We start from the raw sequence: 25955 nt of genomic DNA, 5'->3' as shown, positions 1-25955 counted from the left end.
CGAGTCTAATGCAGACCCGCAGGACACTCTTTTTATTAAAAGATGAGACTGAAGCTAATAATCAGGAATTGTCAGACTTACGTCCACCACTGTGACTGTTCTGCCCACCTTTCTTACCAGCTTCAGATGCACGTTGCGGATCATTTTTGAAGTTACCCCCGCTGTGCTGACCACCTTTGCGGCCTGCTTCAGATGCTTTATCTCGGTTTTCAGCGAAATTACCGGAACCACCACGATGCTCTGCCATATATCACCTCATATATCGGTTATGTCAGTCAGATACAAAAGTGTATTTCGTACCTGTCGTTGTTCAGTGCTTAACGTTAGAGGTAATCCTGACTTAGTCAAATTTAATTCCGGCATCCGTCTTTTTTTCCACCTTTGTTTTTCAACACATTACAAATCTCTCGCTTGGCTTATTTTAAGCCTAACATGATATTAATACACACTAACTCACCGACCACGCCCCCAAAAAAACAAAAACATTCAAACCAGGATTAATCTTACGCGGAAATTATCAAGATACAAGCTGTGAAATTTGAACTACGCTTATTAGTTCTTGCAAATAAATATAGTGAGGTGACGGAATGGCGAATAAATATAATGAGAAACAGGGTACGAATATGACAAATTCAGAACGTTTTCCTGTTCCACCTTTTCCACACCAAAAACAACCTTTTCCGGGACTTGCCGGAAAAATGCAACCACGTCCAGATCATGGTGAAGAAAGTTATCAGGGAAGCGGTCGCCTTACTGACCGAAAAGTGTTAATTACCGGAGGTGATTCAGGAATTGGACGAGCAGTCGCAATTGCTTTTGCGCGTGAAGGCGCGGATGTGGCAATCAACTACCTGCCTGAAGAAGAAGAGGACGCTCGTGAGGTCGTCGATCTGATTCAGAAAGCAGGAAGAAAAGCCGTGGCACTCCCTGGTGATATCCGTGAAGAGACATTTTGCCAGCACCTGGTTAGCCAGGTGGTTAAGACCTTAGGTGGGCTCGATATCCTGGTCAATAACGCGGGTCGCCAGCAATTCTGTGAGTCGATTGAGGAACTTACAACTGATGCCTTTGATGCAACATTCAAGACTAATGTCTACTCGTTATTCTGGATTACTAAAGCGGCAGTTCACCATTTACCTCCAGGGGGCGTAATTATAAACACCTCATCGGTTCAAGCCTACGAGCCCAGCGAGATCCTGCTGGATTATGCTCAGACCAAAGCGGCGATCGTAGCTTTTACAAAATCGCTGGCAAAACAACTGGCACCGAAAGGGATCCGGGTAAATGCCGTTGCCCCCGGTCCCTATTGGACGGTTCTTCAATGCTGTGGTGGCCAACCACAGGAGAAAATTGAGCAATTTGGTGCCAGTTCACCGCTCGGTCGGCCTGGTCAGCCTGCGGAAATTGCACCACTTTATGTCACCCTGGCTTCCCCAGAGAACAGCTATACGTCCGGGCAGGTCTGGTGCTCTGACGGCGGAACCGGGACGTTATAACGAGTGATTACACGAAATGACTAACGGGAAAACTGCTGATGAAAGCTATGACTTATCATAGCCGTCTTCATGTCCGCAACGGCACACTTCCTGAAACCGGTTTATAAACGCCGTAAGTTATTTTTATTCGCTTAACGGAAAGTGTTATCTGTGGTTCGTGCCCGCATCTTTATCGGAGTAAACCCCAGTACATTTCATGGTGGCATCTTTGGTCATGAGTTTATGGCAGAAGCCGTAGAGACAAAACCGGGAAGCGACAGCGGCCAGTATTGGCGATTGGGTAGTAATACCCTTCTTCCCAGACACCCAGGAGATTAAATGGCTGACTTAAATGAACGCGTTGAAATCCTTGAGAGAAATCTTGACGATCTGAGACTCGACCTTCACGCTTCGAAGATTGCTATTAGCGTTTTATCTACTGTGATAAACAGCATGAGTGCTGAACCTGGAGTACTTGAAAGATCTTATGATCAAGCCAAAAGTTCTGGTCCTCTTGTAAAGTTCAATCACCCAATAGAGGACGGTTATGAGGATAAACTCACGGAGAGAATATTAAATATACTCTCGTCTACCTAAAACAAGCTTAACTAATCCAAAACTACCCAGGAGGATAAGCGGAATATCCTCTTAGGATGAACGCATTACGGACTTCCCCTGCCGGGGACAAATCGGCCATAGCGATGGGGTTCAGATATGCGCAATAATCCCCTCAATGAAAAATCTGAGCGCAATAGTTACGTACGCACAGTCTGCTCATGGCACGGAGCGGACGAGTTAACGAAGATGAGGGTCCGCTGTGAGCGAGGAGCGGACATTCCGGTAAAGTGCATTTTTTTAAATTCATTCTTCATAACATTTTTTTGACGTTGTCTAACCAGTCTGGAAGATGCTCTCTATACCAGTTTAGATAAATGGGAAATGCAGTCTTTTTCCGCTTTTGAAGTAGGGTAATCACTTCAGTGACAATCCAGGCTTTGGCTATAGCAATTTCTCTGGCCAGATCTATGATATTTTTGTGGGAGGATAGCTTGCAATAGCGTTCTGAAAGGGCCATAAACATTTGTTTTTTCCCCATTCCCTTTATAAGGGGAGCTAGGTCGATAGCAGGACTCCCTTTGCCAAATCTTTCCCAGTCAAAAAGAACTAAATCACCGTTTTCTCTCATTCCCCAGTTGCCTGCGTTGCTGTCGCCTGAAACCAGGCTTTGGTAGCCAAATAACTCATTACTACATTGCTGAAATCGTCGTAGCTGCTGTGCACTTTTTTCTGGTAACGCCAAAAGCACGAGAGAGTTTTCTAACGCTTTTTCTGTCCATGTATGAGTGTGATAAAGCCATTCAGAATGCGCAGGATAACGATGCAGGCGGCCCAGCATAGCTATGGCATAATCATTTGCCACATTGGCTTGTTCAACCGAATAAGGAATATACTCCATACTTAATTGGCGTAAGGCTGCATCAGCAGACAAGAGCTTAGGAGTTGCAACCTCTGCCTGATTAAGCTCTGTTGCCACGTATTTATAAAAGGCCCATTCAACTTCGCTGACAGGCCACTTCTCTATAACTATATGATCACAATCACTGGTATTCAGAGCCACTCTGGCAGTGCCCATTTTGGATAAATCCATGGCAGACATGCACTATCCCTTCAAAATTAGCGGATTGGTTGTTCTTGTTTATTAAGTGTAATGCAAATAGGTAGTGGTGCGGATGAAGTTATAAGGCACCATTCCTAATTTGCGCGTATGGCAACGTCCGCTCCTGGCACTAAGCAGTCGTAAGAGGGGGCACTGTTTTTCACGTGAGATTTGATTAGTTGAAGGTCATAAGTACGGATGATTAAATCGGTGATGAGAATGTGATGTGCAAAAGACAGGCACACAACAACTCGAAGACTGAACAATGTGAGATGGCTCGAAATGAGCTATGTGAATATGTAAATGAGAGGAATGAATGAACTGTGTGGTTATGGAGCGGTTTTTCCACACTTGAGGGCGTGATTTTGGGGGCAGATTTGGGGGCATTTTTAGGGGCAGGGACATGAAAAGGGACACATTAATAGCTGCTATACCCCGCTATTAACTGTCCCTGCAATTTCTTATCTTACTGATATATATGTATGTATTTGAGTTTACGACTGATTGTTTTTTTCCTGTGTAATTGCAGAGTAATTAAGCAAGTTGACTATATTTTGTTGATTTTGCAGCGTGTTTTTTATTCATGCAGCAGGCAGGGGCATAATGGGAACGGTTTGAATGACATGAGCACTCAGTCTTTTAGCGTTGCAAGGATCGTGGCTTCTATTTTCTCTTGAGTCGTGTAGGGGGCAAAACGCTTAAGCGGCTTACCGTCGCGCCCGATCAGGAATTTAGTGAAGTTCCACTTGATCCACCCAGCACGCCGGGTAATTCATCTTTCAGGAAACGAAACACCGGATGCGTCCCAGCGCCGTTGACGTCCACTTTCTCAAACATCGGGAAGCTCACACCGTAGTCGATGTGACAGGTTTGTGCGATTTCATCGGCTCCACCAGGTTCCTGTTTACCGAACTGGTTGCAGGGGAAACCCAGCACCGCCAGACCCTGTGCGGCGTACTTCTTATAGAGCACTTTGAGGCCTGCTATTGTGGCGTGAATCCACAATGACTGGCGGTATTAACCACCAGCACCAGTTTTCCAGCGTAATCGGCCATCGAGATGGGTTGGCCATTGAGACTGGTGGCAGTAAGTTGATGAAAGGTGGTCATACCGGAATCCTCAATTAAGTTCACATTACTCATATTGCCTGCGGGTTATAGGCTTCGCTTAGTGACTTTTTATTATGGTAGCAACCGTAAGATTAATAAAATGACTAAGTTGAGAGGAATTGCTCCGCCATCAAACTCACATTTAATCTGCCGTGGCAGAGTTAAAACATCCACGCCAGGCGTGGATTTTAAGAGGGCGTGGGAAGCAGGAGTTAGCGCTCGTTTTTTGCCATTAACAGCGCCAGGTCGACGAGCCGATTGGAGAATCCCCATTCGTTATCGTACCAGGCGAGAATTTTGACCATATTGCCACCAATTACCAACGTTGACAGGCCGTCGATAATGGATGAACGCGGGTCACCCTGGTAGTCGCTTGAAACGAGCGGTTCATCGCTATAGCCCAGGATCCCTTTCAGCGGCCCCGTCGCGGCGGCGTTACGAAATGCATTATTGACTTCTTCTTCCGTTACATCCCGCTCAAGCGTGACGGTCAGGTCGACAATTGACACTACCGGAACTGGTACGCGCAGCGAATAACCGGTTAAGCGACCATCCAGCTCAGGGATGACTTTGCCAAGCGCCTTTGCAGCACCGCTTGAGTAGGGCGCTATCGACAATGCAGCGGCGCGGGCGCCACGAAGATCTTTTTCCGGTTGGTCGTGCAGCGCCTGGCTGTTGGTGTAGGCATGGGTGGTGTTCATCAGACCATGCTTAATACCGAAATGTTGGTGCAAAACCTGCGCGGCAGGTGCCAGACCGTTGGTGGTGCAGCTACCGTTGCTGACGACAAAGTGTTTATCCGCCGAGTAGAGATGATCGTTAACGCCCATCACGATGGTTAAATCATCGTTTTTACCTGGAGCAGAGATAATTACGCGCTTTGCGCCACCGCTGTGGATATGTACTGCCGCCTTGTCTCGTTCAGTGAAGAAGCCGGTTGCTTCAATGACAATATCGACTTCACGTTGACGCCAGGGGATTTTGGCTGGGTCGCGTTCGCTAAAAACAGTAATGGAATTACCGTTAACGACCAGTTGCCCCTCACTGGCGGCGACGTCGGCATCGAGTTTACCCAGCAGCGAATCGTATTTCAGCAGGTGCGCCAATGTTTTACTGTCAGTCAGATCGTTGATTGCCACAATCTGAATATCCGAGTTACCCAGTGCAGCGCGCAGTACGTTACGTCCGATACGGCCAAAACCGTTAATACCGACCTTTACCATGATCAACTCCTTATCTGTTGTCTCTGGCATAAATTTAGGCCGATCACTGCTTGGCGTAAACGACAAAAAAGGATCACTTTAGGCCATTTTACGACAATGAAAACGCTGGCGATATTCGCCCGGGGTCAGGTGAAGCTGTTTTTCGAATAGTCGTCGCAGGTTGATGCTGCTGCCGAATCCCGTTTGTTCGGCAATACGCTCCAGCGTCTCGTTGGTCAGCTCCAGACGCTGCCGGGCGGCGGCCAGACGAGCTTCAGCTACATAGCGCGCCGGTGAAGCTCCTGTTTCCCGGGTAAACACGCGGGTGAAGTTACGTGGACTCATGGCGACTTTTTCCGCCAGTTTATCCACGCTGAGGTCGGCGGTGAGGTTCTCAAGCAGCCAGACCAGCAGATCGTTAATCGAGCCCAGAGTACTGGTATGCTGAAGGTTGTAGCGGCTAAACTGCAGCTGGCCCCCAGGACGGCGCAGGTACATGACGAAGTCTTGAGCGACGTCGCGCGCCAGACTGAAACCATAATCCTCTTCAACCAGCGCTAGCGTTAGATCAAAGCCGGAGCTCACGCCACCCGATGTCCAGATGTGTTCGTCCTGAATATAAAGCGGACCGCTTTCGACGCGCACCTGAGGGAATTCTGCCTGCATGGTTTCAAGTAGTTTCCAGTGGGTGGTGGCTCGTCTGCCGTCCAGCAGCCCGGTTTGTGCCAGCAGCATCGCACCGCCGCAAATGGATGCAATGCGGCGGGCATGGGGAGCGGCAAGGCGCAGCCAGTCAACCACAGCAATTCCTTCCTGCGGATTTTGACCTCTGCCGGTGATAATGATGGTATCGAGAGGTTCGCGAGGATCTATCTCATGCAGGCGATGATCTGCCAGTAGGTTCAGGCCGGACTGACCATGGATCACCTGATGTGGTTGCGTTGTGGCTAACTGAACCTGATAACAGGTTTCCGTAACGCTTTTGGGATGCAGGCGGTTGGCCTGCATCATGATGTCGGCAATACCGGCGGATTCAAACAGCATACCGCCATCGGGAACAATGATGAGTATCTTCTTCATGTCCTGAAAAGTAGTCTTTTTACAAAATAAGTCAACAGACATGTGTTGCGGGATACTATTCTTGTCCCAATATTACAAATAAATCAGGCTGATTGTGGCCTCGCCCTGTAACTCAGTCTCATCCTGTAAGCTCAGGCCATCGGAGGCAATGGCGGCAGAGATCCTGAGGGGGATTGTCAACTGACGAATTGCCACGGGATTATTTTTCGCATCCACCGGAGTCAGTCTCATGATGCCTGAAATCAGTGTTAGTGCTGTCCCGGCTGATTGCCACATGCTCCGTTCTTGTTCCCCCGTCTGATACCCCCATGACGCGATATCGCCTTCCACGGCGCTCTCCCCGGCTAATGCGGTTATCAGGTAACCACCAATCGGTTTTTGACCTGAGGTAACACCCAGTCCAAAGAGGGTGTCAGATGAATGCCGACCAGATGTCTTATCATCGTGAGAGTCAATTATCAGGTTACGGACCCGGGTTTCCGCTTTTTCATCATTGACCATCCATGCCACCTGTCGCAGGCTCTCGCACTGTATATGCAAGCCGATAACACGTGGCGTCAACAGATAGGGAGATGAAGAACGGATCGATGAGAGACTCAGCGTACCGTAATCCACAGTGCCGCCATTATCCAGCGATACCCGGCATGCCGCCGGGATCATTTCAGCTGAAAAGCTCACATCCACCGTATTTTCCGCATACGCCTTCGTAATCAACAGGCAAAATATCCCCCCGGCACAACAAAGCCACCGATGTATCCGGCTTTTAATAAGCGAAATCAGGCGCATCTTTCCTGTAACACTTGACTGGTGGTATATAACACGCTGAAAAATTTCCTTGAACCAAAATGAAATCATCGAGTTATTCTCTCTCTGGTACGGTCATACGTAATGACAATGTTGACGCCTGCTGATCTGAAACCTGAAAGCTGCGGGCCTGTACACGGGGAATAACCGTAAGCAGGAAAGTGGCCGACATCCCGTTCACGGGCTGATGATGCTGCTGGAGCTCAACTGTGTCTCCGTTGAGAACAGCAATAGGGGTCTGCGACCGTGATTCAGACGATTTATTAAGCTCGTGGTGAACAACGAACTGGCTGCTCTTATTATCGACAAACGCTTCACTGAACATCACCGTTGCCCGTCCCTCCTCACCGAAACTGAAGTCGAGTCCTCGACGGTCATTGTCATCAAACCGGATATGTATGGGTTGAGGAACATCACACCGCACCTGTACCTGTACCTGACGGGCGGGCAACTGCTGCCATTGTACCTGCCCGGTGGGCTCAGTATCCTGAAACCGGACTTTGCCGTATTCGTGGCGCAACTGGCTGGCAATAATATTGCACTGCGCTTGAACGACCGGACTGACAATAAAATAGATGCCGCAACATAATGATATTAAACGAATCATTCGCATACTCCCGTTAACTCTTCATATAAACCATCCTGAGGTGGTGTTGGGGGCAGGGAATACTGTAGCTGGCACATGGGGCTACCGTTGTCATCCCCCACAAAGAACGACTCACCGGGCTGCAGGTTGCTAAAGAAAACCAGGCCTTTTTCCAGAGAATTCGTCACGTACTGCCCATCGCTGTCTACGATCCCTTTTCCTTTAGACAGAAGCTTTCCGTTAGTACGTCTGACTGTCATGAGTACCCTGCGGGTGTCTGATACCCTGAATTGTGTGAATGCGACGGCTCCTCGCGAAACGGTAAGCTCCGCGGCACCATTGGTTAAGTCGACATGTCTGGGCAACGTTTTAACATCAATATTGAGACGAGAGGGCTGCCACGGTGTTAAGCCGGGAACCAGCGCTTTGCCGCGATAATCAGTCCAGACGGGGCCCTGCGGGGTAGATACTTTGATCCCGGAAAGCGGAGAATTTAATGAAAGCGCGCCGTATGATTCCTGAATCGCATAAGGTGAAAAAAGTATCCCTTCCTGATTAACGGAAATCCCACCGCTTAGCGAACCGCCATACCCCCAATAATTGGCGGTCTGGCTGGCATACCCACTCATCTGGGCATAATGCAAATTCTGCCCAAAACTGCCGCTGATGGTATTTTGGGCATTTTGCCAGTCCCGTCCTGCCGATAGCGAATATGACATATCGTCCCATTGTCCGCTGGTCTGAACATCGTTATAAGTCCGGGAGCCCTGTCGACGAAGGGACAGATTTACGCGATCGTGTCCCAGAGGCAGCCCAAATCGGATATAAAAAACATCATCGTCACGTTGCGTACTCGTCCGGGAGCCAGAAACACGTTGCCATGTGGCCGAAAGGTTAATCTGACCATGTCCAGCCCAGCGCCAGTTTTTTGACCATGAGGCATACCATGATTTCGGTGTGGCGGCATGGTCACGCGCGGAGGAGGTCGAGTAACTCAGCGAAAACAGACCTAAATGTTCATGAGCCCAGTTACCTCCCACATTGTAGTAACTGTTCGCGGTGGAAGTCGTATGATTTACAGCGTCGCTGAGCTCACGAAATCCCGCAGATGTTGTGGTCCAGGCCGCCTGAATACTGGCGGAAGGGTTAAGCTGGTAGCGGAGACTGAGGCTTTCCTTGCTGCCCGCATGATGCGTGTACTGTTCCTGTGCCATCGTGGTTTGCAGCGACAGTGACCATGCCGGTATCGGAATAAAACTCAGGGATGCCGCCGCGGATTGATACTGTGCTGAGGCCAGAGCGCTACCGCTTAGCGTTGCCTGTCGGGAAATCCGCATTCCCTGACTTCCGGTAATGAGCCAGGGGGCCGATTCATCGCTGGCAACTGTCTCGCGCACTTTACCGAGTGCCACAGAACCATAAAGGGGAGCGTCGGCCGGAGTTTGTAAGGCCGTGACAGGTACTGAAAACGTTGTTAACTGACCATCCTGTTCCGTCACTTTCACATCCAGCGGAAACTGCGTGCTGAGCATGGAAATGTTATCTAATGAAAACGGTCCTTCAGGAACCTGTGTTGCCTCGATTAACTGTCCGTTTTGATAAACCTCAACACGAGCCTGCGCGGAACGCGCTATTCCCTGAACAGAAACGCCGCTACGAGCAGGACGCAGTGCACTATCAGGAAACAGTTGAAGTCCCGTTAATCCAGGAATGGCGAGTAGCGTCTGACGAGCGTATATCTCTCCTGCCTGAAAGGTCTGTTGTAGCGACTGAAACGTCTTCTGGACATAAGTATATAGTCGCTGAGAACGACGTGTTCCGTCACTGTACGATACCGTATGACGACTGCGAAGCAGCCAGTCATTCAGATTCAGTCCTGATTCAAATAGTCCCAGTTGATAAGTTTCGTGCTTTCCGGACTGAACTGTGGTTGACGACTGCAGATTATAATTAAGCAGCCCCGATGTGCCTCCCTGAATAATATCCTTCCGTAATAAGATGCTTTCTGGCGTCAGCGCAGATGTCGGAACTGTAAAACTAATCTGATTTTTATACGGGTCTGCCGTTAACTGTGCTGCGGGATAAAGCGTCTGATAATCCAGACATCCTTGATTAAACTCATACGCAAGTCCGAGATTTCGGGATGTTTCAGGGGTTATACAGGGTTCACCCTGCGCATTAAATCGCGTCATAAGCTGACTTTTATTGCGCCCGTTAATCACCCAACTAACAGGATATTCGCCTGGTGAAAAACGTGCAGCGTGAGAAAAATAATGACTCAGGCCAGCATCCAGTCCACGGTTTTTTAATCTTCCGTCATCAAATAGTAAAGGTTCGGCGGATGACATCATACTGTAACTACCAAATAGACCGAGAAATAAATAATATGCACACCTGTGAACAGGCAACATTCTGATTAAATTAAAGGGCATTTATTAACCTTATAGCTATCCTTGCAGGAACTAGGATATAAATCGTTCTGATGCGAAATAGGTTTTTTATAATAAATATTCAGCGTTGAAACCTGACATCCGGTCTGGCGCTAAAGTTTCTTTCAATTTAGCGAAGCAATAAACTCCGACACCTGAACACCGTAACGGCTGACTGGAACAAAACGTACTTCGTTATCAGCCGTAAGCGAGGATGCTGATGATAAGGTTATATGCTGGCCCGGCAGTAAATACGTTCTCCCGAGGTCAAATTGTGTCTTCGACGGTAGTGTGACAAACTGCTGGGCCAGGCGGACGACATAGGGGCCTGGATTAGTGACTTTCAGCTGATTACCTTTTTTATGCCATGTAAGTAACGTCCAGGGATCTTTTCGTTCCGGTAATCCTTCTGGATGAATAAGTACGGGTAAATTCTGACGTATGGTAATACCAATTTTGTTACTACCGGGAATTTTTGGGGGGATACCTTCGAAAATGACACGTTTAAGATGCTCAGTAATTAGCGGCTTTTCCGTTTTAAGAATAAATCGAACTTGCTGAGTCTTACCTCCTTCAACCCGGACTACCGGCTGAGTCGGCAGGAGTTTAATCGTGTCATCCTCACCGTCAACATTAATGACCTGTGTGTAAAGTAGGGAAGGGATATTGTCTGTATTGGTGACATTCATGCTGCCTCCACTTTCCTTTTCCTGGATCAGTAAAAGGGAACTGTCAGGCTGCATTCCGGTGGCCATACTAACCTGTGGGACGCATATCAGGAAAAGTGAAAGAATGAAAAGAACTTTCCAGAAGAAAAATGGCTGACGCATTGTAGTTATTCCAGTATATTTACCGGACCATTAGAACATGGCCCGGTAATAAACAGAGTCGATAAAATTAATTTTTTCGTATTAATTTACGGGAGATTATCAGAGATAAACCAGAGAAATCGTTGCCTCACCGTCGAGATTCGTTTCATCCGTAATCTTAAGGTCTTCCCCTTTGCGAAGAACTCCTTTAATAGATAATGGAATTTTCAATTCAGAGAAAGCTGCCGGGGTTAATGTATCAGGATTTCCTAAGGTGTGTAATCTGGCCGCAACATCCACGCCGTTTACGGTGCTGCCAGAAGTCGTGCGTGACCAGTCGTCGCTGTTACCTTTACTTCCGATAAACACCAGATTGTCAGCGCTACCCGAATAAGTCATATCAGGGAACCAGTTAATAACAGTATATGCCCCCAGTCTTGCTTCACCGTCGTTCGTAAGCCCCAGACCAAATTGATTGCTGCTTGCGGGTATATCGCTGCCATCAACGGTGGCATTTTTAATCACACCATTATAAAGAGAATCTCTACGTTCATCATGAAGGGTATACGCAACAAGTCGTTCGGAATTGCATTTAATACCCATATTAATACGTTTTTCCGGCAGTTGATTGTCTTCAGTTGCAGACAGGTTCGTCATTAACATTGTTCCGTAGTCAACAATACCGGCGTTATCCAGATTGACGGCGCATGCGCCCGGCACTAATTTTCCTGTGACTTTAAGCGTGGCCGTGTCTCCACCTGCCGCAAGGACTGAGCCGGAAATAAAAGTAAGTGATAAAGCAACCAGTAGTTTATTTAATTTCATTTAAGTAATATTCCTAATTATGGATTTAAAAATACAACGCCTGTGCAGCGCCATGTTCACTTTATTCAAGTAAACATGGCGATGCGGAGCATGACTTTCTTCACGTAGCAGGTTTTAGATATTCACACCTGGTAAAAATTAGAGAAATACAAAAGCAATATGTTGTATTTAGTTTCTCTTGAAGAATATTGTCCAGTAAATGCTGTTTTTAAAAAATCAAGCTCGTTAATTAATGGTCTTAGTCATTGAATTGTTTTGGATAATGTTTCTGGCCTTGCTAAATACCTGTGAATCCTCATAGAAAACTTCACTGACAAGATGACTCAGTCTTATGTTAAAAACGTTCAGAATTCGCAGAATAAACTCTAACGTAAAAGCGCACTGCCCCCGTTCAAACCGTGATACATGCTGCTGACATATATTTAACTCAACAGCTAACTCTTCTGCGCTCATATTCATTTTTTGTCGGTTGCTACGAACGAATCGACCGATTCTGGCGTTAACGTTAGATATATTGTATTTCAAGTGCATTAGCGACTCCGTTTACTATTTGTTTATGTTGATTTATTTGTTGACATATATTTCGGCCATAAAAGTATTGCAAACATCCTTTACTCTTAAAACAAGTTAATATCGATCGGTCAGTAAATCATCAATAGAATAAAGCTATCAAAACAGGTTAAACGATTGTTTCAATAAATTAAATGAATTTGAGGTTTGGTTGTATCTTCATGAAATATAAAGATAATATATGATAACGATCTACTTATCTCACAGTCATGAATACACTAATAGTTTCACGCGCAATCATAATTACTATTATTTGGTTACTCCGTGAAATATATAGTTACACGTTACACCAATAAGGAGTAAATTACAGATGTGTTCTATAAATATCAGAGGGTATCTGGTGCTGAAAATTAGAAATAAAGCCTGTAATGACCATTGTCAGGTCTCAACAATAATATTGATGATTAAAGGGGACTCATAATTTATAGTTCAGAGTAAAAATTGCGGTGATATCTGCCCGTTGCCTGAATTCACTCACACCCACAGCACGATATACTATCCGAAAAGCTTTACGAATGTTTTGTAATGACGCCTTGCGGTTCCATGTCCACATCGCGTGATGCGTAAGGATATCCATTGTTGGCTCCAGTGTACCGCGCCTGAGTGGACACAGGACGGGCTGCTTTTCCGCTTCTTTCCGGATCGTGCCGTTGATTTCATCCCCCACAGATCCCCCGCAGTTGGTCGGAGTCCGTGGCCTTTCCGACACAGTATTGCCGGCGACAAAAGCGATGAATGGCTACAACCCACCTGCAATGAGATGAAATGTGTCCTCAAAACAGACGCACTGATGAACGCATTACGAACTTAGCGCGGTATCAGACCTTGGGGCAGTTCAACTTAGCCATCTACACTTGCTTTGTACTAAGATGCTTATCTAATAGATGCTTTAAGAAATCGTCTCAGGATCATGATGGATTTATCACTATGACTAGAACAGAAAGGCTTCTCGAATTACTACAGATATTAAGGGCACAAAGATATCCGATCACTGCATCCACACTCTCAGAAAGATTAGGGATAAGTGTGCGTTCCCTTTACAGAGATATAAAAACGCTACAGCATCAAGGGGTATGCATTGAAGGTGGTGCTGGAATTGGTTATATCGTTAAATCTGATTTTCATTTGCCACCCTTAAACCTGTCTCATGAAGAAGTCAATGCTATTACGCTTGGATTGAATTGGGTCTCTCATAATACGGACCATGATTTCAAAATTATCGCTAAGAATGCACTTGCCAAAATACATACCGTCATTTCCGGTGAGTTGAAAAATCTTATTGAAAGTCAATCCTATCTGATTGGTCCTTCAGAAAAAAATGAGATGTTTTTTGAAGATATTCGAAATGCTATTAAAAAGCGAAAGAGAATCAAAATAAAGTATTGTGATAAGAAAGACTCTTACTCTTCTCGAGTCATATGGCCCATTGGGTTGGTATACATGGAGTCATGTTGGCTTTTGGTTGCATGGTGTGAGATGAGAAACGATTTTCGCCACTTTAGGACTGACAAAATTAAGGAAATTGAGCAACTGGATTCCTTTTATAGTGAAAGCAGGGCGGTTTTATTGAAAAAATGGAGAGTAAAAGAAGGGATTAGCGAGGAGAAAGAGTACTGACAAAAACTGTCACAGCTCATTTGTATACTAACCCAGATGAAAGGTTCAATTCTACATCTTTGGGGGGAGTATGAATTTCCAAAATAAAATTGCTGTGATAACAGGAAGCACTACAGGAATAGGTGAGGTCGTCGCAAAGCAATTACACATACATGGTGCTAAGGTCATTATTGTCGCCCGTTCGTCAGAGCAGGCTAAACAAAAAGCGAAACAATTATCTTCACAGGGTCAACAAGCGATGGGGATCGGATGTGATGTATCACAGCCCGAACAAGTACGACAAATGATCGATGAGGTTATCGAACGCTTCGGCAGACTTGATTATGCTGTAAATAATGCAGGCTTAACAGGTGATCATGGTAAAAACATAACAGAGCAAACAGTTGAGAACTGGGATAAGGTTATTGCCACCTCATTGAGCGGAGTTTTTTACTGCCTAAAATATGAAATACCTCAGATGATGAAGTTTGGTGGCTCAATAGTGAATTTATCTGCCGTAAATGGCCTGGTTGGCATTCCTGGATTAGCGCCTTACACCGTGGCTAAGCATGGTATAATTGGTTTAACCCAAACCGCAGCGCTAGAATTTGCATGTCAAGGAATTCGAGTAAATGCAGTCGCTCCTGGTTATGTCCAGACCCCGCGAATGAGTGCACTTCCTGAAAATATCGTACATAGCTTCGCCAATAGCCACCCTATGAAAAGGATGGCAAAAATGCAAGAAATAGCAGACTTCATATTGTTTTTGCTATCAGACAAATCCGCATTCTGTACCGGAGGAGTTTATCCAATTGATGGTGGATATTTAGCCGAGTAAATTTCTCTAACGTTTTAAACTATAAGCATTACCTAACCAAAGCGGTAGGTTCAATAGGAGCGTTATAATATATTTAATGCTCCTATTATAAGGGTAATGATAACAGCATCTCCAGTTTGAACTAATATGAGAATAAATGATCGACTTTCCATTGGTTTAACTCACATTGAAAAACGGGCATCTTTGTCTGTAGATACAGATGAAATGCTTCCTTTTGCCACTCGTTGAGTAGCATAGTCTCTTCGGCGACAATCCATGCCTTTTATCAGAGGGGCCATCGCCTGAAATGAGGTTTTGATTTCGAAATAAAACATTAGTGCATTTTGCTGATAACACGTGGGGAAGATTCTGAAAGCTCCCGGCGAAGGTAACTCGTTGGGAGCTGTCTTTATTTATTGGGCCGACTGTAATAGGTCGAGTTCAGAACACCGGCAAACCCAGCCCTTGCTTCACTTCTCTTAATGTCTGCTGCGTGATCTCGTGCGCCTGTTCGCTGCCTTTTTTGAGCATTGCCATCAGCATGCCTTTATCCTGAATGTAGGTTGCCCGCAGCTCGCGCATTGGGGCGATGAGTTCCTGCAAGCACACCTCCAGCTCGTTTTTGCATGTCCGGTCACCCAGTCCACCCCGTTGGTAATGCGCTTTCATTTCCGCCACTTTTGCTTTATCCGGATGAAAAGCGTCGAGGTAAATGAATACCATATTGCCGTCGATTTGCCCCGGGTCGGATACTTTCAGATGATTGGGGTCGGTGTACATTGCACTGACCGCGTGATGAATGGTTTCTTCGCTGGCTGACAGGAGCAATGTGTTACCAAGCGATTTTGACATTTTGGCATTCCCGTCGATCCCTGGTAGGCGGCTGGTTTCACTCAGCAGCGCTTTGCAGTGCGATAAGACGGGGGCCGGTAACAGGCTATTCATCTTGTGCACGATTTCATTAGTCTGCTCAATCATTGGCAACTGATCGTCGCCGACGGGAACCACTTCGGCTTTGAAGGCCGTAATATCTGCCGCCTGACTGATGGGATAAACCAGAAAACCAACCGGTAACGAGCGGGCAAACCCTTTCTGCGCAATTTCGTTTTTAACCGTAGGATTACGCTCTACGCGAGCCACGGTGACGATATTCATATAAAGCGCGGTCAATTCTGCAAGGGCAGGCAGGGCCGATTGCAAACAAATAGTGGTCAGTGAAGGATCTATTCCTGCGGCAAGATAGTCGGCAAGTACCTCCGGAATATTGTCGCGGATCTTTTGCGGTGTGCTGCCGTTATCGGTTAGCCCTTGCAGGTCAGCCACCAATATAAACTGCCGATAATCATGTTGCAGTGCGGCGCGCTGGCGCAATGACCCCACATAATGGCCAAGATGCAGCGGGCCGGTGGGACGATCGCCAGTGAGGATGATGGTTTTATTGTTCATGTAAGACTCCTTAGTCATAAAACCGAAAGGGGTCTCTAAATGCAAATAACCGCCTTTCGGCGGTTATCTAAAAATGGGAAAAACACATTCTGACCGCCTTTAAGTAGGCAGCCACCACAGGTTGTGATTAAAAGCGGTGATATCGTGTTTTGTGTTCATTGAAATAACATATCACCGCCTGGCGTCGAGGTAAAGCCATGTTCAGCTCGCTTCCAGCATGCCAAAGCTCACGATGCGCGAACGTCCCAGCTCTTTAGCGCGATACAGCGCCACGTCTGCAGCACGCAGCAGGCTGTCGCTCTGGGCGTGCTGCGGATAGCTGGCTACGCCAATAGAGACATCGACGTGACCAATTTCAGAGACGCCAAAGCGCAGCGACAGTTCGCGTACGCCGTTATAAATATCCGTCGCAAGGCGGTTGGCGGCCTGTTCATCCGTATTGGCCAGCAGCACCAGAAACTCCTCACCGCCATAGCGGAAGGCCATGCCGCTGTCGTGAACCACGCGCTGAATGGTGGCGGCGATACTTTTTATCACGCTGTCTCCCGCCTCGTGACCAAAGCGATCGTTAATATTTTTAAAATGGTCGATATCGATCATCAGGCAACTGATCGGCTCCTTGTTGCGTACGGCCTGGCTCATCTGAGTGCGTAAGGTATCTTCCAGATGATGACGGTTACGCAGACCAGTTAGCGGATCGTAGAGCGCTTTCTCCAGCAGGGCGTCACGCAGACGCTGGTTGGCTAATGCGAGGCCGAGTGCTTCTGCCATTAGCTCCAGATACGCACGAGAAGGGGTGGAATCATCGCTAAGGTTCTGGAATGAGAGCAGACCGATGGCTTCTCCTTGGGCAATCAGCGGAACGCACAGGGTATGTTGCTGGCATGAATCCGGCAGATGGTAGCAGGCGATATCTGGTTCACCTTGTACCGGAGGGTGGCTCTGGCCGCGGCGCACAGCCCAGCATTCGTCCGGGTGGAACGCATCCGCTTTACCCTGCGGTGAGAGCCATTGTGCAACGCAGCGCATTTGCCAGGGTTCCCGGTCCAGTATGTAAAGCCGCCCGGCAATACCTGGGGCAATATTTGGTGCAAACAGTTCCGCCACATTGATGACATCGGCAAAATTCTCGCAACCCTGCAGGCGCTGCGTCATACGTGCCAGCAGATCGCGGATTGCCCAGTCGGCATCTCGCTCCTTCTCCAGTCTCTGACGAGCCAGACCGTTCTCGCGGAAGATCCGGATCGCCTGTGCCATGTCGCCTATTTCGTCTATCTGGTTAAAGCTGGGCGTCTCAACGGCATAATCCTGCGATGCGAGACGGTTTACGACATCGCTCAAACGCACGACGGGGCGCAGGACACGACGCTTTAAAATGAAACCGAGAACGAATAAAAACAGCAGCGCCGTCAGACCGACCATCACTTCGGAAGCCGTCCGCAGCATGCGGGATGACTGGGTTGCATCTTCAATCGTGTTGCGTACGCGGCTATCGAGTAACTGGCGGAAATGATCTATACGGTCCTGGGCTCGCTCCAGTTCCTGTTCATAGGCTTTCCCGTACAGCAGGGTGATGGCCTGCGACTCTTCTCCACGCGCGACGCTGGCAAGCGCCTCGGCCTGCTCATCCTGCAGAGCATCCACAATCTGCAGCCCTTCGTGCAATAGCGCCAGCTCTTCATCCGTTGCACCAAGGTCTTTGAGCTTCGACAGACGATGCTCAACGGCTTTCATCGACGCTTCTTTCTGACGATAGGCGTTGAGCACCTCAGGATCTTTTGCAATGACATAGTCGCGCGCCAGGTCGGACAGCGACCAGGCATCGAGTTCGACTTCTTCGGTCAACTGATCGAATTGATAACGCTGCTCTACCACCTGGCGTTCGGTGTTATCGGCGCTGGATGCCATCAGCATGACAATACCGGAGGCGATGGTCAGACATACCGTCGCGCTATAGGCCCAGTTGGTGATTGTGGCTATTCGCACTGATTAGTTCCTTCTGCGACGATTAATGAATACGCATGATTGAAATTATAGAAAACGTATGATTTTGCGTGAAAATAAAAAAGGCGGTCCGAAGACCGCCTTTTGTTATCGTCCGGCCATCACAGATCTGGAGGATTTTTTCCTTCTTCCATAAAGGCTTCGTCAATTCCTTCCACGTTACCTTCATGGTCACGCCCGGAAAACAGGTTCCAGCAGGTAATGAATAGCGCAGCAATCAGTGGGCCAATCACAAAGCCGTTGATACCGTAGATCTCCATTCCACCGAGGGTGCTTATCAGGATCAGGTAATCAGGCATTTTGGTGTCTTTACCTACCAGCAGCGGGCGCAGGATATTGTCCACAAGCCCAACGATAATCACAAAGAAGCCAACGATAAACAGCCCTTGCCATAGCTGATGGGTGGCGAACAGAAATATTGCTGCTGGTACCCAGACGATCGCTGAACCGACGGCGGGCACGAGGGAGAGAAACGCCATCAACGCGCCCCACAGAACGCTACCGTCGATATCTACAATCGCAAACGCGATGCCGCCAAGAATACCCTGAACCAAAGCGACGACCGCCGTGCCCTTGACTGTTGCCCGCGTCACGCCGACGAATTTTGCAAACAGGTGCTGTTTGGCAAAATCAGAAAGCGGTAATGAGTCCAGAATCTGGCGCACCAGGTACGGTCCGTCCTTCAGTAAGAAGAACAGTAGATACAGCATGATGCCGAAGCTAATAGCAAAGCCGAATGTTCCTTTACCAATCAGGAACGCGCTGCCGGCGAGGTACTGTCCACCCTGCAGCACGACATCGGACAGTTTTTTCTGGATCTGCGCGACATCATCCAGATTGTGTTCTGCCAGAAAACCTCTGGCCCAGTCAGGAAGATACGAAAGAACAGAAGCGACGACCTCCGGGAACTGCGTGTCATTCTGTTGCAGTTTGGTGTACACCACGTTCAGTTCAATGGCCAGCGATGACAGGATTACCATCAGCGGGATAAAGACAATCAGACAGATAATGACGATGGTAATCAACGATGCCAGTCCGTTGCGTTCGCCAAGCGCACTGCGCAGTCTGTTTTTTACCGGGTTAAAGATAGTCGTTAGTATCGCGGCCCACAAAATGGCGGAAAAGTAGGGGGACAGCACATCGAAGAACGCCCAGGTCACGAGGGCAAGTATGAAAATGAAGAAACCTTTAGTCAGTCCGTTAAATCGCATTAGTGAACCCTGTAATGAAAAGCAGTCCAGACTATAGAACCGTTCAGGGGATTTACCAACTTTAGCTGAAGATTGCCGCTTATTTTGGCTAAAACGGTGACTTACTGAAGATAAAAACCAATGAATATCCACAGTATTAATGTGATAATCGAATGACAGCAACCATTAGATTTTTAGTGCATCAAGGATGACGGTTTCTATTTTTTCTGGAGTGGTGAAGGGGGCAAAACGCTTAAGCGGTTTTCCGTCGCGTCCGACCAGAAATTTAGTGAAGTTCCACTTGATCCTCCCACCCAGTATGCCGGGTAATTCATCTTTCAGGTAACGAAATACCGGGTGTGTAGCGGCACCGTTAACCTCCACTTTCTCAAACATTGGAAAACTCACGCCGTAGTTGACGTAGCAGGTCTGCGCGATTTCGTCGGCCCCACCGGGTTCCTGCTTACCAAACTGGTTGCAGGGGAAACCAAGCACCACCAGGCCCTGTGTGTCGTATTTCTTATACAGTGCTTCAAGGCCCGCATATTGTGGCGTAAAGCCACAATGGCTGGCGGTATTAACCACCAGTACCAGTTTGCCTGCATAGTCGGCCATTGAAATAAGCTGACCATTCAGGTTGGTGGCGGTAAGTTGATGAAAAATGTTCATTTTTTAAGCCTCAGGTCAGGGTGAGTTTAGCGTCGACATTGCCACTTAGCGCGTTACGGGCAGTTGAAGCCTGATAGAAAATCTTCATGGCATCGTTTTTCTGTTGTTTATTGGCACAACTTGACCATTTCTGATTTCCTCATTGACACAAGGTTGAGGTTTACCAAACAGATATCCTTGGGCGAAATCGCAGCCCAGCGCCTGAAGGCTTTTTAGTTGCTCCTGAGTTTCAACACCTTCAGCAACAGCCTTCATATTGAGTGATTTCGCCATGCCCGTGATCAGTTTGATGATATTAAGCGCATCTTCATGTGTGGATATTGAATGCACAAAAGATTTGTCTATTTTAATTTTATCGAAGGCAAGCTTGCTCAGGCGCGAAAGAGAAGAATATCCGGTACCAAAATCATCGATGGAGATTTTTACGCCCAGGGCTCTGAGCTTATTAAGCGTATTCATCGGCGTCGTACTCTCAGTGAAGAGAGAGGACTCTGTTACTTCCAGTTCAAGACGATCGGCTGGGAGTCCAGTTTCTTTCAGAATAGACAGTACGATACCGACAAAGGCTTTGCTGCTTAGCTGGACAGGAGAGACATTTACTGAAATTTTAGCAGGAACCGCCCAACAAGCAGCTTCCCTGCAGGCAATTTCAAGCACTGCTTTCCCCATCTCATTAATCATTCCGGTTTTTTCAGCAACAGGAATAAAGTTATCCGGCGACAGGAGGCCCTTTAGAGGATGGAGCCAACGAATTAGGGCTTCATAGCTATAAATTTCCTGGCTGAAGGAGTCAACAATGGGCTGATAATAAACCACGAATTCTTTGTTCACTATTGCCAATGCCATATCATGCTCAAGCGTTCTGCTTTCTTGTAGCTTTTCTAACATTCGTTGTCGGAAGACTTTTATCTTACCTGAGCCTTCACCTTTGGCTTCATAAAGGGCCAGATCGGCAAATTTATAAAGATAGTCGGAACGACGTTCAGTGTCTGAGATAACAATGCCAACACAGGTGGTTATGTTGATAATCGTGTTATAAATAGTGTAGGGCTGGCTGATAAATTCACATATTTTCTGGGCCCGCGAAACGGCGTGGCTTTCTGTCAGGCCACTTGAGAGAAACGCAAATTCATCTCCACCCAGGCGATACAGCGTATCCGAAGTAAGGCTCATTGAAACCAGTCGGTCTGATATCTGGCGTAGCAACATATCACCGGCATCATGACCATACGTATCATTTACCTCTTTGAATCGATCTAAATCAAACAACATCACAGTCACAGAATCGTGATTTTTTTCTGCTTTCTCAATTGTTTTATTTAAATCGCTCCAGAATAGTTGACGATTATTCATCTCAGTAAGAGAGTCATGGTAGACGTCATATTCCAGTTTAGCATTCTGGATTTGCAGCTTTTCTTTTGATTTCTGCAGTTCTTCGGCAAGACTCTTGACCTGCAGGTGCGCCCGCAGAATATTTCTGTTTTGATAGAAAATGAGCACTCCCAGAATCGCACTCAGTATTATCAGCAGCACCGAGGTTGCTGAGTAAATATAGTACAGCGTTTGAATTTTTTGGTTGGCGTTATTGATCGAGTTAACATCTTTGTTTAACGCGCCAGATGAAAGACGACCCAGTGGCACATCCAGAGTATGCATTTTTTTCAGATAAGCCTGGAGTGCTGAACGGTTCATTTTCTCTAGATTAACATCCAGAAAACTAAGGGTGTTTTCAAGTTTTACCGCCAGCTCACGGTGGGCTATATTGCTTTCTATGTAGCGCCCCAGGTCACCTTCTTTTATTAAATCACTCTGGCTGAGCATAATGTCGAGGCGCATGCGTACATCATCGAGATTTATCGTATCATCGATAGTGTAAAGACCCAGCAATGACTCGAATCGGTAATATTGTGATACCAGCTGAGCAGCAGACCAGGAATCGGTGTAGTGAGTCAGTTTCTGTAACTCTTGTTGCCGTTCATGCACGAGGAAAGAGATATATCCGGTAGATATAAAAAGAAAAAAGATGATGCCAGCCAGTATTCTGTTCATGATGTTCCTCTGAACGCTTACTCAATATCCATACTACTGACCTGCCATGCAGACCTTGAATAATAAATCTGATTATTCAGTTCCGGCATGCTGTCATAGGGGTACACAATGAATAAAGGACCTTTATCACGGATGCGCATATATTTTCCGTTGATTTTTAACGCAAGGATGGCATTGTATTTTTTGAAATCACTGAGAGGGATTACGGTGGTGTAGTCATTGAGCGCAGTGACCTTTACAACCGAGCCGCTCGCGCCGACGTAATCCATGAGCTTTTGTAGTGGAATACCCGTAAAAGTAGTGCGTCCATTATACCAGGGGGAGGTGGTCTGGAAACTGACCATGCCCAGCTTCTCAAGGCTGGCGGTATCAAAAACGGCTTTCCCGTCTGCATTTGTATTTTCAATATTACCGGACAGCGTTAAAAGAACTGTACCGGAAGGCTGGGGAAGTTCACCTGCCCAGAGCTGGGTGGTGAGCACAAAGCTTACTAACATTACGATTAACCGCATTCTTACCTCACCAATCAGCCGGATGTAAAAGAATTATAATTTAGATATCACTCTATTTATATATATTGCATAGGTATTATTGATGCAATAAATTCAGCTTTATTTTTATTCCTCTAAATCAATGGGTTAGATTTTGTCTGTTTTATTATGATGTTTAATCAATGCTGATGGTGTTATTTGAGGAAAACGTAATCTCACTATGTATGTACAAAAATAAATCATTTATTGACTCAGTGCCAATAAATGCCTACGAAAATAAAGGTTTATTTTTTCCCAGCGGCGGGGCGTTGTTTACTGGTTGGTGGCTATATCGGATACGAAGCGGGCCAAAGTATAGCGGGAGCGCTTCGTGTCGGTAATCAAGATCAGACTTTTTATGCTGCGGCTGGTGCAGTTCAACTGAACCCGTTTATTCACCCGCCTGAACTGACTGGCGGGCATACAGGTAGGCGGTGGCCCTTGATACGCCCAGATGCTGTGCCACCGTATCCATAGATTTGCGTACGTTCAGCAAACCGTCCTGGCGTAATTGTTGAATCAGCAGCTTACGGTCTTGAGGTTTAAGGGCTCGGGCCGTCGTAGCGCGTTTAGCGGCAAAGTCATCAATACGCTGGCGGATGACTTCGTTACTGCCGGGATCGATATGTTCCTTAATGGGGGAGTTTTCGGTTTCAGTAAAACGCGCAAGAGCACTCTGCATACCACGAAACAGCGTCATATCTACATTCAGACAGAGAGCTGCTACGTATCTGCCTTCTTCATCCTTGATGCCAATTGAGGTACTTTTCACCGGGCGACCATCGGCAAACTGATTACTGTAGTTCGCAATGATGCTGGGAAAGTCAGGCGATGCGATTCTCGCCAGGCCAAGCTCGGTTGCTGGCTGGCCGGGTTGACGTCCGGACAGATTATTATGGATGGATAAAATGGCATGTTCAGGATTTTTGAGGTCATGAACCACCACTTCGCAAAACGGAGAGAAGGTCTCACTCAATCCCCTGGCGATAGTATCAATTTGGCTGAGAAGCGAGTTATTGTCGGTTTTTGGCATGCCAGTCTCCTGCGGTGATGCCTGTTGCCATGATTGCGAGCAGTTTACAGTGACCTGGGATCGTTTTTCCAGACGGCAATGTACAGACAGTAACATTAGGGTATCTGCATGACAGATACCCTGTTTATCATCTGGCCAGAAATTCACTGTAGCGGCTGATATCCACGTTTCCGCCGCTGATGATAATGCCGACTTTCTTGCCGCGAAGTTCAGCTTTGCGCGCTCTGGCGGCAGCAAAACCCAGACACCCGGTCGGCTCAACGACGATTTTCATGCGTTCAGCGATAAATTTCATTGAGGTGATTAACTCAGCGTCTGAAACCGTCAGAATATCGTTCACGTTTTGCTGGATAATCTGAAACGTATAGTTCCCGAGATGTTGGGTCTGAGCACCGTCAGCAATGGTTTTGGGCGTATCGATATGAACAATTTTTCCGCTACGAAACGACTGTTGACCATCGTTCCCCGCTTCAGGTTCGACACCATAGACGATGCAGTCAGGAGACAGATGTCTGGCCGCCAAAGCGGATCCTGAGAGCAGGCCGCCACCGCCCAGACAAACGAAAAGGGCGTCTAACTGACCCACTTCTTCAATCAGCTCTTTTGTGGCGGTGCCCTGGCCTGCAATCACGTGCGGATGGTCGTAAGGGGGGATCAGCGTTAACCCCTGTTTCTCTGCCAGGCCCCGACCAATTTTTTCACGATCTTCAGTATAGCGATCGTAAGTTACCACCTTTCCGCCATAGCCTTTTGTTGCTGCAACTTTAGCTACCGGAGCATCATGCGGCATGATAATTGTTGCTGGAATCCCCAATAATTTTGCCGACAGTGCAATGGCCTGCGCATGGTTACCGGAAGAAAACGTCACGACGCCCGCAGCACGTTGTTGTGGTGTGAACTGGCGTAGCGCATTCATAGCGCCGCGAAATTTGAAGGCGCCCATTCTCTGGAAGTTTTCGCACTTAAAGAAGACTTCCGCGCCAAATTCTTCATTAACCGTTCGGGATGTCATCACCGGCGTTTTGTTAGCATAATCTGCGATGCGCTCTGCCGCAGCGGCAACATCGTTATAATCAGGCAGTGTCATTTCAGTCATTGTTGTTCACCTGTATGTTGTTAAATGTCACGCTTGCGGGGCCAACGCCATAGCTTCAACTTCCAGCGCAAAACCATAATGAAGTTCCGCAACACCGGCTACAGCACGGGATGGACGGAAATCACCGATCCACTCCCCATAGATTTTGTTAAACGTCGGCCACTGATTCATATCCGTCACATAGACGCGAACTGACACCAGATGCTGGCGGGAAACTCCAGCACCCGCCAGACAAGCATCAATATTCTGTAGCACCAGCCGGGTTTGATCTTCAAAAGAGGCATCCGCTTTTTTCTCGCCGTCGAAAGTGACCGGCAATTGCCCAGAAATGAAGACGAAACCGCCAGCCGTTGTACTGTGCGAGTAATGACCTGCTGGCGGGAAGCTTCCAGCAGATGAGTTCAGTGTAATGTCCGCGGACATAATAAACCTCCTGTAGCTGATGATTCACTTTGTATAAAATAATACAGTTTGTATTATTTTATACGCCTATATGCCACTTTCGGCTAGAGATAATTTTCGCGGGTGATGATTTTGTGAACTATTGCAAATGTGGCTAACGTAAATCGCTAACCTGGGTAGGAACGAAGAGGGGAAGGCAGGAGAGTGAAGAAACGCCCCGGGCGGGGCGTCTAAGGCAAAATACTAGCCGATGTGACCGTGGTTAATTTTAGTTAACGGTTCATTGATATCGAAGATTTTGAACGTCACGTCTTCCACACCCAGATGCTTCAGACGGGCGGTATGCTTTTTGATATAGGCCTGAGCGGTGTCTTCGTCCCGGAACAGGTAGATGCCACCCGCTTCGTGATTTGCTTCGTTCTCGGTCCAGATTTTCCAGATAAACCCCGGCTCCTGGTTGATTGATTCGGCCAGTTCAACGAGCTGACTCGACATCTCAGCCCCAAACGGACCATGAAAATCAAAGTGTATCTGCACGAGTTTGTTCGACATAAATCCTCCATGGATTGGTTATTTC

Annotated in this window: 24 protein-coding genes and 2 pseudogenes; 5 read left to right on the top strand and 21 right to left on the bottom strand. The window is 47.2% G+C overall.

Going from position 1 to position 25955, the window contains the following annotated elements; all coding sequences use genetic code 11:
- Window positions 1-61: 61 nt before the first annotated feature.
- The gene (locus OGV98_RS10290) at window positions 62-247 is read right to left on the bottom strand and encodes a con-10 family general stress protein (RefSeq protein WP_016152753.1); all 186 of its coding nucleotides are present in this window, start codon (window positions 245-247) and stop codon (window positions 62-64) included.
- Window positions 248-587: 340 nt separating this feature from the next.
- Here OGV98_RS10290 and OGV98_RS10285 point away from each other — a divergent pair, with 340 nt between their 5' ends.
- Together OGV98_RS10285 and OGV98_RS10280 are read left to right on the top strand one after the other, a co-directional pair.
- Window positions 588-1496 (top strand): SDR family oxidoreductase, encoded by a 909-nt coding sequence (locus OGV98_RS10285; RefSeq protein ID WP_272929950.1) that lies wholly within the window; start codon window positions 588-590, stop codon window positions 1494-1496.
- A gap of 318 nt (window positions 1497-1814) precedes the next feature.
- Complete coding sequence (locus tag OGV98_RS10280) at window positions 1815-2072, top strand: hypothetical protein (RefSeq protein ID WP_202580486.1); 258 nt, start codon at window positions 1815-1817, stop codon at window positions 2070-2072.
- 271 nt (window positions 2073-2343) lie between these two features.
- Here the strand turns inward: OGV98_RS10280 and OGV98_RS10275 are convergent, their stop codons facing one another.
- The 10 genes and pseudogenes from OGV98_RS10275 to OGV98_RS10230 form a co-directional block, all read right to left on the bottom strand.
- On the bottom strand, window positions 2344-3132 hold the full coding sequence (locus OGV98_RS10275; RefSeq protein WP_200009772.1) for a phosphotransferase family protein: 789 nt from the start codon (window positions 3130-3132) through the stop codon (window positions 2344-2346).
- A gap of 631 nt (window positions 3133-3763) precedes the next feature.
- Window positions 3764-4241, bottom strand: a pseudogene (locus OGV98_RS10270) (glutathione peroxidase).
- Between the two features lie 212 nt (window positions 4242-4453).
- Window positions 4454-5464 (bottom strand): type I glyceraldehyde-3-phosphate dehydrogenase, encoded by a 1011-nt coding sequence (gene gap, locus OGV98_RS10265; RefSeq protein WP_286551382.1) that lies wholly within the window; start codon window positions 5462-5464, stop codon window positions 4454-4456.
- Window positions 5465-5542: 78 nt separating this feature from the next.
- Window positions 5543-6523 (bottom strand): GlxA family transcriptional regulator, encoded by a 981-nt coding sequence (locus OGV98_RS10260; RefSeq protein WP_210943630.1) that lies wholly within the window; start codon window positions 6521-6523, stop codon window positions 5543-5545.
- A gap of 72 nt (window positions 6524-6595) precedes the next feature.
- Complete coding sequence (locus OGV98_RS10255) at window positions 6596-7378, bottom strand: DUF1120 domain-containing protein (protein ID WP_032941311.1); 783 nt, start codon at window positions 7376-7378, stop codon at window positions 6596-6598.
- 4 nt (window positions 7379-7382) lie between these two features.
- Complete coding sequence (locus OGV98_RS10250) at window positions 7383-7934, bottom strand: DUF1120 domain-containing protein (RefSeq protein WP_044699932.1); 552 nt, start codon at window positions 7932-7934, stop codon at window positions 7383-7385.
- The gene (locus OGV98_RS10245) at window positions 7931-10324 is read right to left on the bottom strand and encodes a fimbrial biogenesis usher protein (protein WP_474197925.1); all 2394 of its coding nucleotides are present in this window, start codon (window positions 10322-10324) and stop codon (window positions 7931-7933) included. Before OGV98_RS10245 ends, OGV98_RS10250 begins: the two co-directional genes overlap by 4 nt.
- A 143-nt stretch (window positions 10325-10467) precedes the next feature.
- Window positions 10468-11172 (bottom strand): fimbria/pilus chaperone family protein, encoded by a 705-nt coding sequence (locus OGV98_RS10240; RefSeq protein WP_057101534.1) that lies wholly within the window; start codon window positions 11170-11172, stop codon window positions 10468-10470.
- A gap of 99 nt (window positions 11173-11271) precedes the next feature.
- Window positions 11272-11976 carry a DUF1120 domain-containing protein gene (locus tag OGV98_RS10235; protein WP_003836491.1) on the bottom strand — a complete coding sequence of 235 codons (705 nt, stop codon included), beginning with the start codon at window positions 11974-11976 and terminating at the stop codon, window positions 11272-11274.
- Between the two features lie 225 nt (window positions 11977-12201).
- Window positions 12202-12507, bottom strand: a complete 306-nt coding sequence (locus OGV98_RS10230) for a helix-turn-helix domain-containing protein (protein ID WP_003836489.1) — start codon at window positions 12505-12507, stop codon at window positions 12202-12204.
- Between the two features lie 658 nt (window positions 12508-13165).
- On the opposite strand from OGV98_RS10230, the pseudogene OGV98_RS23635 reads away from it, so the two are divergent.
- From OGV98_RS23635 to OGV98_RS10215, 3 genes and pseudogenes are all read left to right on the top strand, one after another.
- Window positions 13166-13339: pseudogene (locus OGV98_RS23635) on the top strand (DNA methylase); the annotation flags it as partial.
- A 134-nt stretch (window positions 13340-13473) separates the two neighbouring features.
- Window positions 13474-14163 carry a helix-turn-helix transcriptional regulator gene (locus OGV98_RS10220; RefSeq protein ID WP_003836487.1) on the top strand — a complete coding sequence of 230 codons (690 nt, stop codon included), beginning with the start codon at window positions 13474-13476 and terminating at the stop codon, window positions 14161-14163.
- A 70-nt stretch (window positions 14164-14233) separates the two neighbouring features.
- Window positions 14234-14980, top strand: coding sequence for an SDR family NAD(P)-dependent oxidoreductase (locus tag OGV98_RS10215; protein ID WP_049002806.1), 747 nt, complete (start codon window positions 14234-14236; stop codon window positions 14978-14980).
- 420 nt (window positions 14981-15400) lie between these two features.
- Here OGV98_RS10215 and trpS read toward each other — a convergent pair whose 3' ends face one another.
- The 10 genes from trpS to OGV98_RS10165 form a co-directional block, all read right to left on the bottom strand.
- The gene (gene trpS, locus OGV98_RS10210) at window positions 15401-16405 is read right to left on the bottom strand and encodes a tryptophan--tRNA ligase (protein ID WP_032935863.1); all 1005 of its coding nucleotides are present in this window, start codon (window positions 16403-16405) and stop codon (window positions 15401-15403) included.
- A 201-nt stretch (window positions 16406-16606) separates the two neighbouring features.
- Window positions 16607-18391, bottom strand: coding sequence for a diguanylate cyclase (locus tag OGV98_RS10205; protein WP_102190881.1), 1785 nt, complete (start codon window positions 18389-18391; stop codon window positions 16607-16609).
- Between the two features lie 119 nt (window positions 18392-18510).
- Complete coding sequence (locus tag OGV98_RS10200) at window positions 18511-19620, bottom strand: AI-2E family transporter (RefSeq protein ID WP_003836479.1); 1110 nt, start codon at window positions 19618-19620, stop codon at window positions 18511-18513.
- A gap of 165 nt (window positions 19621-19785) precedes the next feature.
- Complete coding sequence (locus OGV98_RS10195) at window positions 19786-20268, bottom strand: glutathione peroxidase (protein WP_200011116.1); 483 nt, start codon at window positions 20266-20268, stop codon at window positions 19786-19788.
- 84 nt (window positions 20269-20352) lie between these two features.
- Window positions 20353-22317, bottom strand: a complete 1965-nt coding sequence (locus tag OGV98_RS10190; RefSeq protein ID WP_057101527.1) for a putative bifunctional diguanylate cyclase/phosphodiesterase — start codon at window positions 22315-22317, stop codon at window positions 20353-20355.
- Between the two features lie 17 nt (window positions 22318-22334).
- Window positions 22335-22829, bottom strand: a complete 495-nt coding sequence (locus tag OGV98_RS10185; RefSeq protein ID WP_003029241.1) for a putative pterin-binding protein — start codon at window positions 22827-22829, stop codon at window positions 22335-22337.
- A gap of 409 nt (window positions 22830-23238) precedes the next feature.
- Window positions 23239-23880: a helix-turn-helix transcriptional regulator gene (locus OGV98_RS10180; protein WP_003029239.1), complete on the bottom strand. Its 642-nt coding sequence runs from the start codon at window positions 23878-23880 to the stop codon at window positions 23239-23241.
- Window positions 23881-24007: 127 nt separating this feature from the next.
- Window positions 24008-24976: a threo-3-hydroxy-L-aspartate ammonia-lyase gene (locus tag OGV98_RS10175; protein ID WP_202580483.1), complete on the bottom strand. Its 969-nt coding sequence runs from the start codon at window positions 24974-24976 to the stop codon at window positions 24008-24010.
- Between the two features lie 27 nt (window positions 24977-25003).
- On the bottom strand, window positions 25004-25399 hold the full coding sequence (locus tag OGV98_RS10170) for a RidA family protein (RefSeq protein WP_003029233.1): 396 nt from the start codon (window positions 25397-25399) through the stop codon (window positions 25004-25006).
- 222 nt (window positions 25400-25621) lie between these two features.
- Window positions 25622-25930 (bottom strand): monooxygenase, encoded by a 309-nt coding sequence (locus tag OGV98_RS10165; RefSeq protein WP_003836470.1) that lies wholly within the window; start codon window positions 25928-25930, stop codon window positions 25622-25624.
- Between the last annotated feature and the right edge of the window lie 25 nt (window positions 25931-25955).

This window comes from Citrobacter sp. Cf136 (assembly GCF_030333815.1).
GTDB lineage: Bacteria > Pseudomonadota > Gammaproteobacteria > Enterobacterales > Enterobacteriaceae > Citrobacter > Citrobacter freundii.
This window is presented reverse-complemented; position numbering and strand designations above follow the sequence as displayed.